Source organism: Alicyclobacillus herbarius DSM 13609 (assembly GCF_000430585.1).
Taxonomy (GTDB): Bacteria; Bacillota; Bacilli; order Alicyclobacillales; family Alicyclobacillaceae; genus Alicyclobacillus_G; species Alicyclobacillus_G herbarius.
In genome coordinates, this window is the sequence record NZ_AUMH01000035.1 from 1 (window position 1) to 15606 (window position 15606).

Here is a 15606-nt window from a genome sequence, read left to right on the forward strand (position 1 = left end):
GAACTCGCGGTACTGAACTTCAAAAGATTCCGATCCGCATTCACGTCACGGTCGTGGTGCGTGTTGCACCTCGGACACGTCCATTCGCGCACCGAAAGCGGCAACTCGTCCAACACATGCCCGCATACGGAGCATGTCTTACTGCTCGCGTAAAAGCGCGGCACGACCGTCAGCGTTGATCCATACCATGCGCACTTGTACGCGAGCATTCGGCGAAACTCGCCCCATCCGGTGTCCGAAATGGCGCGCGCCAGCTTCCGATTCCGATGCATCCCCTGCACATTCAGGTCTTCCACGACGATTTCTCGCTTGGTTTTCGTGAGCTCTGTCGTTACCTTGTGCGGACATCGCGGAGGCGGATGCGGTCATCATCGCTGCCGATAAAAAGGTCGATCTCGACCGATTTGTCGGCAAGCGGTTACTGGAGACCTCGGTCATCATCACGACCCTGTGTGTACTCGTATTGAAAAAGAACGTAGCGGAGGCATAAGGATTACGAAAAGCAGCGACCTTCTTCCGCGTCGACCACGCTTGGGTCAATTGACAGTAGAGCAGCCCGGTTAGCGGGCTGCTCCACGGATACATCTTTTAGGTCCTACTGCCTCGCGGGACACTTACCCACAACAGCCTCGCGCACCTGGCGGGTCGCTGCCACCATATTCCGCAAGGCTGGCCAAACCTCTTCCTCCCGGCGGGTCTTGAGTCCGCAATCCGGATTCACCCAGACCTGATCGACCGGCAGGGCCTCACAAGCCTTTTCCAACAAACGGTAGATTTCGTCCACCGAAGGAACCCGTGGACTGTGGATATCGTACACTCCCGGCCCCACATCGTACGCCGGCTGTGCCCCAGCCAGAACGGGCAACGTATCCATGCCGGATCGTGACGCTTCCAGCGAGATGACATCTACGTCCATGGCGGCAATCGCGGTCAAGACATCAGCAAACTCTGCGTAACACATGTGCGTATGAATCTGCGTGTCATCGCGGACTCCCGCAAAGGTCAACCGGAAGCAGGCGGTCGCCCACTTCAGATACTTCAGCCGGTCACGTCGCCGCAGCGGCAGCCCCTCACGCAGTGCTGGCTCATCAATCTGGATGATACGGATGCCGGCCCGCTCCAGGTCAAGCACCTCATCCCGGACCGCCACCGCAATCTGTCGGCAGACCTCCTCGGGCGGCAAGTCGTCGCGCACAAACGACCACTGCAGGATGGTGACTGGTCCCGTTAGCATACCTTTCACCGGCTTGGCGGTCAGCGATTGGGCAAACTTGGTCCAAGTGAGGGTAATGGCCACCGCCCGCCGAACATCGCCAAACAGAATGGGTGGCTTCACGCAGCGGCTGCCGTAGCTCTGCACCCAACCGTGGCGCGTGAGGAGAAAGCCGTCTAGGTGTTCGGCGAAGTACTCGACCATATCGGTGCGTTCAAACTCGCCGTGAACGAGCACATCGAGGCCGCAGTCCTCTTGCTGGTGAATGCACGCCCTAATCTGCTCCTTGAGGAATGCTTGGTACGCATCAGCGTCGAGCTGCCCGTTACGGAATTTTGCCCGGGCTTGCCGCACCGCCTCGGTTTGCGGGAACGATCCGATGGTCGTTGTAGGCAAGACGGGCAAACGAAGCTGCGCCTGTTGGACGGGTTTGCGGACGGATCGATCTGATCTTGGCGCGGCCGTACGAACGATGGACGCGACGCGCTCACGGACCTCGGGACGTACTACCCGCGGGTGATTCTTCCGCGCCGCCAGCGCAGCCTGATTCTCAGCGAAGAGTGTTGGGGATTCGGCATTGCCCTGGAGCGCCGCCTTGAGCGCGGTCAGCTCCTGTAACTTTTGCGTGGCGAACGACAGCCACCCCCGCAGTTCGGGGTCCATCTCTGTCTCCAGTTCCACATCCCACGGTACGTGAATCAGGGAACACGAAGGAGCAAGAATGACCCGCTCGGGTCCAAACCGCTCCACCACCGGCCGCAGATCCGACGCGATGCGGGAAACATCGGCCCGCCAGACGTTTCGCCCGTCGAGCACGCCTAACGACACCCAGCGTCCGCGTATGATTTCCGCACCCATGAGTGACTGTCTCTGCTCTGGAGCCCGCACCAGGTCCAGGTGAATTCCTTGCACCGGCAGCTGCCAAACGGTGTCGAAGTGCGTATCCAGGCCGCCAAAGTACGTAGCAAGCAGCAGCTTAAGCGGCGCAGCCTGGACCAGTTGCGTATAGGCGGTCTGAAGCGCCGATATTTCTGCGTCGGTCCGGTCCATGACGAGGCAGGGTTCATCCAACTGCACCCAGGCTGCCCCGGCTTGCGCCAACTCGTTGAGGAGAGTTTTATATACGGAAAGCAGGGACGGCAGAAGGTCCAAGGGGTCTGAGCCGTCGACGCTTTTACCGAGGAGCAAAAAGCTCACGGGGCCAAGCAGAATGGGTACCGTCTCGATGCCGAGCGCCTTGGCCTCTAAGTACTCTTCCAGCGGTTTTCGATTGGCCAAGTGAAACTCCTGACCGCGGTGAAACTCGGGCACCAAGTAATGATAGTTGGTGTCAAACCACTTGGTCATTTCCAACGGCGGGACATGTCTCCCGCGGGCTAGCTCAAAATACAGGGACAGGTCAACCCCCTCCCCTCGCTGACCAAAGCGCGGGGGTATGGCCCCGACCATGACCGCCGTGTCGAGGACGTGATCGTACAGGGAAAAGTCGTTAGAAGGAATCCGGTCTATCCCCGCCGCTTGTTGCAGACGCCAGCGTCTAGCGCGCAGCTGTTTGGCGACCTCCTGGAGATGGTCTTCCGTAGCCTTGCCGCTCCAATACGCTTCCAGCGCCCGCTTCAACTCTCGCCGCGGCCCCATCCGCGGCAATCCTAGGGTTGCTGACCATACCATGACTGCTCCTCCTTGTCCACTCTGCAGTGATGGGCTGTCTCCTGCGGGAATGGGTCATGGCAGGTGGAGGCGGTCAGATCAAGTCGTGTCAAAACGAGACCAAGGGACAGACTACCGAACGATACGGTTCCCTGAGCACAGTTTGTTTGACCCGAGTACAAGGCAAGGCCTGCCGCAGGCCATGGCCTGCAAACCGTTTCCGCGACACTTGCGCCGGGAGGAGGATGAAAAAAATCCCCGTTCCCCGGGGATGTACGCACGGAAACTAGGTCCTACCAGCGGCCAACTCCGTTTTCGGAGCACGGGCCGGTGGGTGCCTGTCTGTTCCTCTCCACTCCCAATCCCTCGTAGGAGATGAGCCTTCACGAAACCTGGCAGGTCTCCGGGCTTGGACTGCATCTGCGGCGCACAAGCCTTCCCCGGAATCTACCGAGTGACTGGGTTTCCCTATCGTGCATCGCATTCGTCCCTACCGTGGCGAGGACCGCTCCAGCTTCCACTGGATTCCCTTTTCACCCGCGCGTAGCGGGCACCAGGTTTCTCAATCGTATGAGTTTGGACGCTCGTAAGTATAACATAAAAAATCGAATGGACGAGTCAAAAATTACGTTCACAATATAACGATCACAACATCATAATAATAGGGTGTTCATCCAGGATACAGTGACATCGAATATGTGGTACCATAAAAGAAAGGCGATAATGGCCGAAGTCTTCGGCAGGGCGTTTTGTTTGCTATGAAAACTAGGAATCGAGGAATTTCGGTGCCGGATTCGTCTATCGTATAAAGCGGTGGTAAACCAGGCAGAATAGCAGCCAATCACGCATGAACCGAGTAGACGTTGATTTTCATGACTTGTTCTCCGCATACTTTGACCCCAGGCGAAGTGTACAGTAGCTCGTGAAGTGTCAGCACCTCTCGGCTCCACTTGCCCGATGCTCTCGTTCCCATAGCAGAACTGGCCGAAGCCTTGAAACGATTCCTGAACTGGACGCATCGCTGGACAAGGGCTAAGATTAGGCGAGATATGCGTTTATCGGCGTCTGAGACGCCAATGCTTGGGAGGTCTCATCGTGAAACCATATCTCGACTTATGCCGGACGATTCTCGAACATGGAATACGTAAAGAAGACCGTACAGGCACCGGAACCCTCAGTATCTTTGGTTACCAGATGCGCTTCAACTTAGAGGAAGGGTTCCCGGCGGTGACGACGAAGAAACTGCACCTGCGCTCTATCATCCACGAGTTGTTGTGGTTTTTGCGTGGGGATACGAATATTCAGTACCTGCACGACCACAAGGTGACCATCTGGGACGAGTGGGCAGACGAAAACGGGGATTTGGGCCCTATCTACGGGAAGCAGTGGCGATCGTTCCGCGGCGCCAACGGCAAGACGGTGGACCAGATTCAGTGGGTGATTGATGAAATTAAGCGCAACCCCAACTCTCGCCGCCTGGTGGTCAGCGCTTGGAATCCACCGGAATTGGACGAGATGGCGCTGCCTCCCTGCCATGTGCTGTTCCAGTTTTACGTCGCGGACGGCAAGTTATCTTGCCAACTCTACCAGCGCAGCGGGGATACGTTCCTCGGCGTACCGTTCAACATCGCCTCTTACGCCCTGCTGACGCACATGGTGGCGCACGTGACCGGACTTGGGGTCGGCGAATTTATCCATACGCTGGGTGATGCGCACATCTACTTGAACCATGTGGAGCAGGTCAAGCTCCAGCTGACTCGCGAGCCCCTTCCCCTGCCGAAGCTGGTACTCAATCCGGAGGTGAAGTCCATCTTCGACTTCCGCTACGAGGACATTCAAATCGTTGGGTACCAGTCCCATCCACCGATTCGCGGTGAGGTGTCAGTATGAAACCGGAGTCTGTGAGTCTGGTCGTCGCCTACGCTAACGGTCGTGTCATCGGCAAGGAGGGTGGGATTCCTTGGCACCTGTCGGACGACCTGCGTCGTCTGCGCCGCCTCACCCTCGGCCACACGGTGGTCATGGGCCGGCGCACGTACGAATCGATTGGCCGCCCGCTGGATAAACGCCTGAACATCGTGCTCACGCGAGACCCTTCGTTTTGCCCCGATGGGGTGCGTATTTTGCACGATCCGGCCGCGGTCCTCGACCTTTCGGGCCATGTGTTCATCCTTGGCGGACACGCGCTGTACCAATGGTTCCTGCCGCACGCAGACCGGCTGTACATTACGCGGGTGCATGCGGACATTGAGGGAGACACGTTCTTTCCCGAGTGGGACGAGCAGGCGTTCCGCCTCGTCTCCGAAGAACCAGGGCGAATCGACGAAAAAAATCCGCTACCCCATACGTTTTTGGTGTATGAGCGAAAGCCCTCCAGGACCGGGGACGGTGCGCGTGGCAATCGCGCCACGCAGTCCGTCGGCGCTGCCCTGACCAGCATGCCGCTGCCAACACCGATGTAGCGCAGCGAGGGCGCCGCTGGTGACATTTCTGAATTCATTCGTGGTACAGTAAAGGTAAAGGCATGCGAGGAGGGAGGAACGCCCGTGGATAGAATGTGTCCAAAGTTCGAGTCGGCGTTCAACATCCTGGGCAAGCGCTGGACGGGGCTCATTATCCGCGTGTTGTTGGAAGGGCCGAAGCGTTTCAAGGAGATTGCCGACACGATTGAACACATGAGCGATAAAATGCTGTCGGAGCGCTTAAAGGAATTGGAGGCAGAAGGCATCATCCGGCGTAATGTATATCCGGCGACCCCGGTCTGCATTGAATACGAGTTGACCGAGAAGGGCAAAGGCCTCGCCCCTGTGATGGACGAGGTGCAACGCTGGGCCGATAGGTGGCTGACGGCGGTAAGCCACGAAAGCTAAGCGGAGGGCACACCCTCCGCCAGTCTGCCAAAGCTCATTGATCACGCGTGACCTGCCGGAAACTCGCAATCGGCCGGATCATGCGCAAGCTGCCGGATCAAAAGAAGTCGAGCAGGTATGGGGTCTGCTGCGGCACCACGCGTTCCAACAGTGCCACCGCGCGTTCGTCACAGTGCAGGCGTCCCATTTGCCACAGCCGAACCGGTCGCTGATACCCCATGAGCATCGCCGTGAGGTCCTGAATATCCACATCCACGATGAGTTCCCCACTCGATCCGCGTGTGGTTTGAGCCTGAATCCCCACTGCCTGGCCGTCCATGCGATGGACGCACACTTTCTCCGACGAATTGGCCAAATCCCGCCACTGAACCTGAAACCCCGCCTCGTTCCAGGGCGCATAGGTATCCGTCACCGAAAACAGCAAACGCCAAGCCTCATCCACAGGGACGAACGGGTACGTTTGAAGAAAGGCCTCCACGTCGACAATGCGCGCCATGAAGTACGGTTCCAACTCTTGCGTTATCCGCGGATTGTCCAGGAGATATGGCAGGGTATCGTCCAACGGCGCCACCAACTTTGCTTCACGGGCCATTGAGTCATGGTTGGCGATGAAGTTCCACAGCCCGCGCCGGGCGTCCTCGTCCAGAAACACCAGTTCATGCACCGTAAGCACGTTCTGCTGCACCTGATAGAGAATGTACCCGGTCTCGGCGCCGGACGCGTTGATGTACACCGCCCGCTGCCCTGGTTTGCGCCGAGCGATGCGCTGCTCCCACCAGTGCTCCGTCCGGCTGAGCATCCCGGTATAACGGCGAGCATACGCCTCGTAAATGCGGCTCAACCGCTGCCAGTCCGTGGTCCGTTCCAGGCGCCCGCCCGTGTCCGGGAAACGCGGCCACTCTCGCTCGGAGAGGGTGTAAAGGCGCCGTTCCATCAACATCTCCCAGCCGTATTTTCGGTAGAAAGCGAAGGAGAATGGGGCCAGCATCGACAACGTCTGGCCGGCCTCTCGCATCTCCAGCAACGCCCGGCGCAACAGCCGCGCCACCTTCCCGCCGCGCCGGTACTCCGGCCAGGTGGCCACCGACGCCACCCCGCCCATCGCATACGGGGTGCCGGCGACGTAAGCGGTCAAGGGCAAGACCTGCGCCTGAGCAACCAACTCTCCATCGATGAAGCAGCCGAGAATCGTGGCGGCGTCCACTTCGTGCAGAATCTGTTGGCGCGTCTCCGGATCGAATTGAAATTGAAAGGCAAACTCGTCGAGGGTCAGGTGCTGGGTCAATTCCTCCCGCCGTAAGCGCCGAATTTCCTCCAAGCCGGTCACCGTCCCGTGGTTTTCCAATCGGAGAAATCCCACTGTTTCTGCCAGTATAACCCACAAGACGGCGACTGACCAGTACCAAAGCGGATCGACACCGTCAAACTGGCTATTCGAGGTCTACCGTCTCGGCGGTCAGCTTAGGCTTACCAGCGCCACCATCCGACTTCTCCCGGTGTCTGTGCGCCGGTGCCGGTTGTCCGTCCATCGGCGCCACCCTGCCTGGCGAAGTGTCTCCCGGGTTTCCGTCCCCCGGCGCCTTATCACCTTTCGGCCCGGCGAACCCGGCAGCATCCGCCGTCATCTTCCACGGTCCCATAATCGCCGCGCAGACGAGAGCCAAGACGGCCGGAATCAGGGTGAACACGAAGGTGTGCGCGATGGATTGGGACAATGGCGGCACCAATCGATTCAACACGAACGCCGGAATATGCGCGCGCAGAGCCGGGGTGAGCATGGCGTGCGGATCGCTCAAATTCACGCCAGGCGGTAGGTGCCAATGAAGCCCCGAGAACGCCTGATTCAAGCGGTGTTGAAAATCATCCCGTTGGATGACCCCGAACACACTGATGCCGAGCGTCATCCCGAGCATGCGCAGAAAGTTCGCGGTGGAACTGGCCTGACCGCGCTGGGCCGGGCCGAAGTGGTGAATCGCGCTCATACCGAGGACGGAAAACGACGCGCCCGTCCCAAGGCCGACCACCACCATGTACACCGTCAGCCAGAACCGCGGCGTGCTCGGGGTGAGGGTGGACAGCAGCGTCAATCCGATGCCCAGGATGATGGCCGACACGAGCATAATCTGCCGGTAGCTGAAGCGCTGCGACAGCTGCCCCCCCACCGGCGCCGCCACGGTCGTGCCAAGCAGCATGGGCAGCAGCAGGAGGCCCGAGTTGGTGGCCGATCCACCCATCACCCCTTGGATGAAGATGGGGATATAGACGGTAGCGACGACGAATGCGGCGCCGTAAAACAGTCCAGCCAGGCAACTGGCGGCGAACAACCGGTTCTGGAACATGGCAAAGGAGACAATCGGCTCAGCGGCCCGCGTCTCGGCCCACAAAAAAGCGAGGAAACAGGCGGAAAAGGCGAGAAACAGCCCAACAATCTGCCAGGAGCTCCAGGCATAGGTGGTGCCGCCCAGTTCCAGGGCGAACATAAGGCTGCCCACGGCCAGCGTTAACAGCCCGGCGCCCCAAGCGTCAATCTGCTGGCGTTCATGGCGGGACGATTCGTGATACCCGAACAGGATAAGCGCGAAGGCGATGAGTCCAAGCGGGAGGTTGATGTAGAACACCCAACGCCAGTTGACATGATCCGTCAGGTACGCGCCAATCAGCGGCCCGGCGATGCTGGAGAGGCCAAACACCGCTCCGAAGATGCCACCGAGCTTCGCGCGCAGCTCAAGCGGAAACACGTCCCAGATAATGGTGAAGGCAATCGGCATCAGGGCGCCCCCGCCAATCCCCTGCAGCGCCCGGAAGAGGCTTAGCTGGACGATGTTCTGGGCCGTGCCACACAGCACCGAACCGAGCAGGAACACGCCGAGGCCAAATATAAAAAACCGTTTGCGTCCGTACATGTCGGACAGTTTGCCGAAGATGGGCATGCCGGCCATCTGGGTTGCCATGTAGGCGGAAGTCACCCAGATAAAGCGGTCAATGCCGCCCAAGTCGGCGACAATCGTCCCCATCGCCGTGGCGACAATCGTGTCATCCATGGAGGCGATGAAAATGCCTAGCAAGAGGCCAGCGAAAATCCACGACAGTCGATTCGCTTTCGCGCGTTGTCCCATAAACGAACTCCCCCTATACCTGAACGACTTCCTCCACCTGAGCATCGTCCGCCTGCTGATACCCACTTCGATATTCAACCCGACGCACTCGACAGCCGGGTCCCAGCTCTATGCGGTTACCCCGGACCACATCCGCCTCGGTGTCCTCCAGTCGCACCACATCGCCTTCAATGACGGTCGCGGTCAAATGACCGGACCCGCGGTTCCCAAACATCCGCTGCAGGGCGGCCAACACGTCTCTGCGCCGACGCACCTCCACGTGTTCGGCGCCGATTTCCCGGACCGAGCATGGCATGCCCTGACCGCCCAGGTCGAAGCGGATGTGACCGGCGTTTAGCAGGCCTTCGATTTGCACCCCGCCGCGACAGCGAAACCATTCTGCCTGACAGTCGCCATCGACCGTCAGCATGCCGAAAATGTTCATCGTGTCGACCGCCGCAGGGCCGTGCACGTCCAGCGTGCCAAACACGCGCGCCTCCCCGCCCCGGACAGCACCATCTGCGGTTAAGGTACCAAACACGTGCAGCTCCTTGACCTCAATGTCCCGCCGCGCCGACAGGGTGCCGTAGACGCGCAGCGCCGCGGCGTCCAGGCGGCCGAAGACCTCGGTTTCCCCGTGCACCTTGAAACCGCGACAGCGACAATCCCCCTGCACCACGCCGCTGCCCAATACCCGGACATCTCGGTACGTGCCCTGGCCTAGCGTTCCTTCACCCGTGATGCGTACGTCCTGCGCACCCTTCTCCCAGTTATGCATCCGTCGGTCCCACCTTTCGTTCCTCGTCGATGCGGGCATTGGGAGATTTACTGAGGGTGCCTGTGTATTCCACCAGACCAATGACGCACCCTTTACCGATATGCACGCGATGGCCGCGGACCACCCTGGCCGTGGTCTGTTCCAGGCGCACGTCGTCACCTTCAATCACGCCCGCATCCAGGCGGTGGCGCTGGAACCGCCATAACAGCCACCGCAGCCAGCCGGCCGTGGGTTCACCACGGACCACGACCCTATCGCCCCCGAGTTCTTCCACTTGTGACGGTCCGTACATTGTGAGCTCCAGGGCGCCGACATTGAGCAGCCCCGCCACCCGTAAGCACCCTTTGACGCGCATTTGCTCGGCTTGGATGTCCGTCTCGGCCCTCAGAATGCCTTCCACGTTGACCCGCTCGGCCTGCGTCTGTCCGGAAACCGTCAGCCGTCCATGGACCCCAAGCAAGTGGCCCTCCAGCTTGCCGTCGACTGACGCAGTGCCGTGAACGCCCACCTCCTGGGCGGTCACGTCGCCATGACAGCGCAGCGTACCATGCGCTGCAAGCTTTCGGGCACGTACGTCACCCATCACCTTACAGGTACCGTGAGCGTCCCAGCGCTCACAGGTGATGTCACCCGCGATGCGAGCCGTCCCGTGCACCGTGACATTGCGAAAGACGCCGCCCGAGCTCGATCCGATGCCGTGAATGACGAGATCACTGCCTTGCGGATTCACCAATTCCCTTCCCCTTCCTGCGCAAGCTTCATCTTCAATTCCTCCGTGCATTCGGCCAAAGACAGCCGCACGGTCACGTGCGTCTCTTCGTCAAACCACACCTCTGCAGCTGCCGGGAGCAAACCGCAGCTGGTCACCCCCAGCTTGCGAATCACCAACAGGTCACAGGCGCGGCCCTCAAACTTGGGGTAGTTATCTGCCAGAACTTGGACGACCAATCCGGTCTCCATCCGGCTGACCGAGCCTGTACGCAGCACCTTTTCCACCACATAGGCGTAGAGCACCTGCTCAAACGTAAGGACCGCTAACTCACCAAGACGCGCACTTAGACAATCCAGGGAAACTTGTGTAACAATGTTTCGTTCGATTAGCTCCCCGGCCCGGACGTGCACCTGTGCCGGCTTGGGTGAGAACATCGCCGCCAACTCATCAAGCGACAGGTCATCCTTCAAGGATTGAATCTTCTCGATGCGTGACAAGATCTGCTGGCGTGGAAAGAACGTCTCCTGCCCCGTGAAGGTGGATCGGCGAATGAACCACTCTTCCGGGATGAGGTTTTTTCGTTTCCAGCGGTAGAGCTGTCCGTACGAAATCCCCGTCTGTTCCAGCAGGTCTTTCTTCGAAATCAAGTCTTCGTCGAGAGAATGGGGTTCCGGGCTCATATGCATCCCTCCGCACACGGAGTGTAACATAACACTGTTACGTAAAGCAAGCGTTAGAGAAGAAGGAAGGTTGGTGTTGGCAGGAAAAAGTCTGCGTCGATAGGAGAAACGCTGCAGCGCCCAGAAAAAAGGCTACGGTTTACCAAGATAAGCTATGGTTCAGAAGAAAAAGGCTGCGTCAGGACAAAAAGATGCGTTGAGGCAAGGTTGTAGGCACTCAGGGGAATATGTCGGAAGGAGTCACAACCTGTCCAGAGATCCGACGAATGGAGAGAAAGGTGTAAAGGGGCCGGGCGGATCGAGCGAATCGCTTACAGCATTCGCCCGGGTTTGGCCAAGGTCATCTGCGCCGAGTGGACAACCAGCCGCGTATCCTCGTCAAAGTGACGCAGGTCCGAACCGGCCACCGAACGGACGCGGGCCAGGTGGGTTGCCGAACGGGCCACTTCACTATGGACGTCCGCTGGGAGGTCCGTCTTCAGGCGCAGGCTGTGGTGGAGCCAGTGTGGCAGCAGCAAGACCGCTATCGCCGCGGTCACGGCCAGGGGCGCAGCGGACAAGCGCAATCGCCAGCGCGATCGCAGCCGCGCCGATTTCGCCTGCAGCCAATCCGTCCCGTCCGCGCGCACCCATTCGAGAACCTCGCGGTATTCTCGACACTCCTGTTGACACCGCGGGCACGATGGCAGATGGCGCTCAAAGCGCTTCCGGTCAAATTCGTTTAAGTCGTCTAGGACGTAACGAACCGCTAATGAACACACGTTGACGACTGGTGCCACGGGGGCTTCCCTCCTTAAAGAGGTTGTCCAGATAAGGGGCAGACCACACGACGAGCGGCCGGATGGACCTCCTTGCCATCCCGCCGCTCGTTCGGTCATTTCACCTTAAGAACAATCTTGCCGCGGGCATGATGGCTTTCGCTCAGCTCATGCGCTTTGGCCGCTTCTTGCAAAGGAAATACGTGGCCAACGACCGGTTTCACTTGGCCGTCCTCGACAAGTTTGCCAAGCTTCGCCAACTTCTCTCCGTCCGGCTGCAGAAAGAAATATCCGGTGCGGACACGGTGCTTCGCGGCCGTATCGGGATCGGGCGGGGTCAGGATGGAGACGAGGATGCCGCCCGGCTTAAGAACATCGTAACTGCGCCGCTGGACATCCCCGCCGATGGTGTCCAACACGATGTCGTACCCCTGCACCTGCTCAACAAAATCGTCTTTCGTATAATCAATGATAACGTCCGCGCCGAGGGACCGTACGAGGTCGTGGTTCCGTTCACTGACCGTGGTGGCCACAGTGGCGCCGTACGCCTTGGCAAGTTGGATGGCGTACACACCAACGCCACCCGCCCCAGCATGCACCAGAACCTTGTCGCCGGCTTTTATCCCTGCGGTGTCCACCAGTGCCTGCCAGGCGGTCAACCCGGCCAGAGGAATGGACGCAGCCTCTTCAAAGCTGATGTTGGCCGGCATCGGCGCCACGAGGCGATCCTCCACCGCCAGGTACTCGGCATACGCGCCATTGCGTTCGGTGGCCGGGCGGGTAAACACCTTATCGCCTACTCGGAACCGGGTCACATTCTCCCCCACCTCGACGACGACTCCGGCCGCATCCCAGCCGAGAATGAGTGGAAATGTATAGTTCAATCGCTGTTTGAGGTAACCTTCACGAATCTTCCAGTCGACCGGATTGACCCCGGCTGCATAAACCTCCACCAGGACGTCATTCGGGTTGACATTCGGGCGTGGCAAGTCGCCGTATTTCAGCTGCTCCTTCCCGCCATACGCTTCGATATAGACCGCCTTCACGCCGCAGCCCTCCCCACAAGTTGTCCGAAGCCGGTAAAGCCGCCGGGGCAAGACCTGACTTCGGACTACAGATGGCTAGCTCGTGTACGCGTCTATTTTACCATGACCTGGTCGCCATCACACCTGGACAATCGGGGAAGCGTTCGGATCGGTGTTTCGCGCGAGGAGGCGGACCGATTCGCGAAATACCAACTCGCCAGACAGAAGCAGTTTTTCCCGCGGCGCCTCCGGGTGCTCAAAGCGACGCAACAATAAGTCTACGGCGCGTAGTCCCATCTGTTCTTTAGCCACGCGGATGGTCGTCAGCTTGGGCTCAACTTGCACCGCCTCATCGATATCGTCAAATCCGGTCACCGAAACATCCTCTGGCACCTTAAGACCGGCGTGGCGCAATCCATCAATGACACTGATGGCGATGCTGTCATTGGCGCAGACCAGAGCCGTCGGCAGCCGACCATCAGCCATGTGAGCCCGCGCCCAATCGGCAATCCGGCGCGCATCGGATTGCCTGTCCCGCCCCATATCCTGCAGGAGCTCAGGAGATTGGGACAGGGATAAGCCGGCGTCTTCCATCGCGTGTTGAAAACCTTCATAGCGGAGGCGAAAGCTGAGCGAATACCGGATGTCACCGGCGAACTGCAAGTGTTGGTGTCCAGACACCAGCAGGTACTGCGTCACCCGCTGCCCGGCCTCCAGGTTATCCGCAAAGATGCAGTCGCTCGGAATGGAAGTGTCCTGGTGGTCAACCAAAATGAACGGTATCCCGAGTTGGTGAACTTCCAGCAGCATCGGACTTGGGATCATCCCCACCCCAATAATTCCGAGCAGACCATTCGGATTGAGCACCTGGAGGAGATTCTCTGCCGAATGCTCAGTGATGATAATCATACCCAGGCCATGGGCGCGAATCCCCTGCGTGATGCCGTCGACGATGCGCCCCCAGTACGGAGAACTCCGATGCTGAAAACGGACGTTGGGCATCAGGACTACAATCGTGTTGCTCTTCCGCTGACTGAGATTGACCCTTGACCTCGCTGCCTGACGCGGAGGCTCTTGCAGGAAGTACCCAAGCTGCATGGCAATCTTGACAATTCGCTGGCGGGTTTCTTCACTGACTCCACTTTGGCCTGATAGCGCTTTCGAAACCGCGTATTTGGAGACCCCCGCCTGTTCCGCAATCTGCTGCATGGTCACACGTTTGGCCACAATTTCTCCCTCCAGATGACGCGGATGACACAAAGGGTCGGTCGGATGACCGGCCCCCTGCGCGTCAGGCGCGCACCTGCCCCTTGTGCGCGGCAATCTGTTCACTGAACCAACGGCCGCTATCTTTAACCAACCGTTGTTGGGACTCATAATCGACGTAAACCATGCCAAACCGTTTCGAATATCCGAGCGCCCATTCAAAGTTGTCCATGAATGACCAGAGGAAGTACCCTTTCAGCGGTCCGCCCGCGTCGACGAAGCGTTTCGCCGCCTCCAGGTGATCGGCGATATAGTGAATGCGCCGAACATCTTCCACGCGGCCGTTGACTGGTTCATCGGCAAAGGCGGCGCCATTTTCGGTGATATAGAGCGGCAGTTGGCCGGTCACGCTCTGAACCCAGGTCAACAATCGGTATAAAGAATCCGGGTGTATCTCCCAACCCATCTCTGTCCGATTGTCTGCGGGCGCCTCCAGCGTCCTTAGGCCAAACAGGGCGTCATCCGGATTAGCCGCCACCACGCTGCGGGTATAAAAATTGATGCCGAGAAAATCGATGGGCTCGGCGATGACAGCCAGGTCTCCCTGGCGAACAAAGTCGAACTGGCCTATGCGCTGTTCCACCAGCTGCTGAAACTCCTGTGGATAACCGCGTCCGGCCACCGGCTCCAGGAACCAGCGGTTGTTGAACGCATGCGATACCTCTGCGGCCGCTTGATCTGTGGCTGAGTCGGTGGCCGCATCCACCCAGGTGAAGTTCAGCGTGATGCCGATTTGCCCTTTGTGGCTGCTCGCGCGGTGCGCCTGCACCGCCAAACCGTGCGAATACAAGATGTGGTGAGCCGCCTGGAACGCCTCTCGCCAATCGGTGTGCCCAGGCGCATGTACGCCGAAGCCGTGTCCCAGGAACGCCGCACACCACGGTTCGTTATGGGTGATAAAAGCGTCAATGCCGTCGCCCAACCGCTCGTAAATGAGCGACGCATACTCCGCGAAATACTCGGCCGTGTCGCGGTTGGCCCAGCCGCCCCTATCCTGCAGCCACTGCGGCAGATCCCAATGGTACAACGTCACAAACGACCGGATGTCCGCTTCGTGCAGCGCCTCCAACAGGCGCCGGTAAAAATCGAGACCTGCCTCGTTCTTCATACCCTTTTCAGGAAAAATCCGCGGCCAAGCAATCGAGAACCGATAAGCCGGAATCCCCAGCTCTTTCATCAAGGCCACGTCTTCGCGATAGCGATGATAGTGGTCACAGGCCACATCCCCAGTGTGGCCCTGATAGACTTTGCCCGGTGTGTGCGAAAACCGGTCCCAAATCGACTCCCCGCGCCCATCCTCGTGGACAGCCCCTTCAATCTGGTAGGAAGCCGTGGCCGTACCAAACAGGAAATCCTGTGGAAATGAAATAAATTCACGTGTCATGCGCTGCCATCCTCTCCGCTTAGTCCACACTGTTCAGATTAGCGTGATTCGGGCGTTTAGGCCAGCTCCTCCGCAAAGTGACAAGCCGCCAGGTGCCCCGACTCCAGCTCACGCAAGGCTGGGGTCTCCTCGCGGCACCGCGCCTTCGCAAACGGACAGCGGTGGGCAAACGGAC

General features: G+C 59.2%; 14 protein-coding genes and 1 riboswitch. Of the genes, 3 read left to right on the plus strand and 11 right to left on the minus strand.

Annotated elements, in window-relative coordinates; genetic code table 11:
* Together H522_RS19875 and metE are read right to left on the minus strand one after the other, a co-directional pair.
* The coding region (locus H522_RS19875; RefSeq protein ID WP_035454399.1) for an RNA-guided endonuclease TnpB family protein at positions 1–296 on the minus strand (296 nt) is incomplete at its 3' end.
* 299 nt (positions 297–595) lie between these two features.
* Positions 596–2884, minus strand: coding sequence for a 5-methyltetrahydropteroyltriglutamate--homocysteine S-methyltransferase (gene metE, locus H522_RS0115515; protein WP_026963023.1), 2289 nt, complete (start codon positions 2882–2884; stop codon positions 596–598).
* A 356-nt stretch (positions 2885–3240) separates the two neighbouring features.
* A riboswitch (cobalamin riboswitch) is annotated at positions 3241–3436 on the minus strand.
* A gap of 522 nt (positions 3437–3958) precedes the next feature.
* On the opposite strand from metE, the gene H522_RS0115520 reads away from it, so the two are divergent.
* The 3 genes from H522_RS0115520 (at position 3959) to H522_RS0115530 (ending at position 5733) form a co-directional block, all read left to right on the plus strand.
* Positions 3959–4753, plus strand: a complete 795-nt coding sequence (locus H522_RS0115520) for a thymidylate synthase (protein WP_026963024.1) — start codon at positions 3959–3961, stop codon at positions 4751–4753.
* Positions 4750–5325: a dihydrofolate reductase gene (locus H522_RS19880; RefSeq protein ID WP_081412205.1), complete on the plus strand. Its 576-nt coding sequence runs from the start codon at positions 4750–4752 to the stop codon at positions 5323–5325. The genes H522_RS0115520 and H522_RS19880 overlap by 4 nt, the downstream gene beginning before the upstream one ends.
* Positions 5326–5418: 93 nt before the next feature.
* Positions 5419–5733, plus strand: coding sequence for a winged helix-turn-helix transcriptional regulator (locus tag H522_RS0115530; protein ID WP_026963025.1), 315 nt, complete (start codon positions 5419–5421; stop codon positions 5731–5733).
* 97 nt (positions 5734–5830) lie between these two features.
* On the opposite strand, the gene H522_RS0115535 is transcribed toward H522_RS0115530, so the two are convergent.
* The 9 genes from H522_RS0115535 to H522_RS0115575 all read right to left on the minus strand — a co-directional run bounded on the left by H522_RS0115535 (position 5831) and on the right by H522_RS0115575 (position 15431).
* Positions 5831–7078 carry a GNAT family N-acetyltransferase gene (locus tag H522_RS0115535; protein ID WP_051344356.1) on the minus strand — a complete coding sequence of 416 codons (1248 nt, stop codon included), beginning with the start codon at positions 7076–7078 and terminating at the stop codon, positions 5831–5833.
* Positions 7079–7163: 85 nt separating this feature from the next.
* A complete protein-coding gene (locus tag H522_RS19885) occupies positions 7164–8849 on the minus strand; it encodes an MDR family MFS transporter (protein WP_081412207.1) in 1686 nt (561 codons plus the stop codon).
* 13 nt (positions 8850–8862) lie between these two features.
* Positions 8863–9606: a hypothetical protein gene (locus tag H522_RS0115545; RefSeq protein WP_026963027.1), complete on the minus strand. Its 744-nt coding sequence runs from the start codon at positions 9604–9606 to the stop codon at positions 8863–8865.
* Entirely contained in the window at positions 9599–10336 is a 738-nt protein-coding gene (locus tag H522_RS0115550) for a polymer-forming cytoskeletal protein (protein ID WP_026963028.1), read from the minus strand. Before H522_RS0115550 ends, H522_RS0115545 begins: the two co-directional genes overlap by 8 nt.
* Positions 10333–10998, minus strand: coding sequence for a YhbD family protein (locus H522_RS0115555; RefSeq protein WP_026963029.1), 666 nt, complete (start codon positions 10996–10998; stop codon positions 10333–10335). Before H522_RS0115555 ends, H522_RS0115550 begins: the two co-directional genes overlap by 4 nt.
* A 311-nt stretch (positions 10999–11309) precedes the next feature.
* Positions 11310–11777 carry a zf-HC2 domain-containing protein gene (locus H522_RS0115560; RefSeq protein WP_026963030.1) on the minus strand — a complete coding sequence of 156 codons (468 nt, stop codon included), beginning with the start codon at positions 11775–11777 and terminating at the stop codon, positions 11310–11312.
* Between the two features lie 95 nt (positions 11778–11872).
* Positions 11873–12802, minus strand: a complete 930-nt coding sequence (locus H522_RS0115565; protein WP_026963031.1) for an NADP-dependent oxidoreductase — start codon at positions 12800–12802, stop codon at positions 11873–11875.
* 117 nt (positions 12803–12919) lie between these two features.
* The gene (locus H522_RS0115570; RefSeq protein ID WP_026963032.1) at positions 12920–14008 is read right to left on the minus strand and encodes a LacI family DNA-binding transcriptional regulator; all 1089 of its coding nucleotides are present in this window, start codon (positions 14006–14008) and stop codon (positions 12920–12922) included.
* A gap of 64 nt (positions 14009–14072) precedes the next feature.
* Positions 14073–15431, minus strand: a complete 1359-nt coding sequence (locus H522_RS0115575; protein WP_026963033.1) for a GH1 family beta-glucosidase — start codon at positions 15429–15431, stop codon at positions 14073–14075.
* Positions 15432–15606: the final 175 nt, after the last annotated feature.

What these genes read in the sequence shown, in the direction of transcription:
- metE (WP_026963023.1), bottom strand. Translation starts at nt 2,884, where the DNA reads ATGGTATGGTCAGCAACCCTAGGATTGCCGCGGATGGGGCCGCGGCGA.
- H522_RS0115530 (WP_026963025.1), top strand. Translation starts at nt 5,419, where the DNA reads ATGTGTCCAAAGTTCGAGTCGGCGTTCAACATCCTGGGCAAGCGCTGG.
- H522_RS19885 (WP_081412207.1), bottom strand. Translation starts at nt 8,849, where the DNA reads ATGGGACAACGCGCGAAAGCGAATCGACTGTCGTGGATTTTCGCTGGC.
- H522_RS0115545 (WP_026963027.1), bottom strand. Translation starts at nt 9,606, where the DNA reads ATGCATAACTGGGAGAAGGGTGCGCAGGACGTACGCATCACGGGTGAA.
- H522_RS0115575 (WP_026963033.1), bottom strand. Translation starts at nt 15,431, where the DNA reads ATGACACGTGAATTTATTTCATTTCCACAGGATTTCCTGTTTGGTACG.
- H522_RS0115555 (WP_026963029.1), bottom strand. Translation starts at nt 10,998, where the DNA reads ATGAGCCCGGAACCCCATTCTCTCGACGAAGACTTGATTTCGAAGAAA.
- H522_RS19880 (WP_081412205.1), top strand. Translation starts at nt 4,750, where the DNA reads ATGAAACCGGAGTCTGTGAGTCTGGTCGTCGCCTACGCTAACGGTCGT.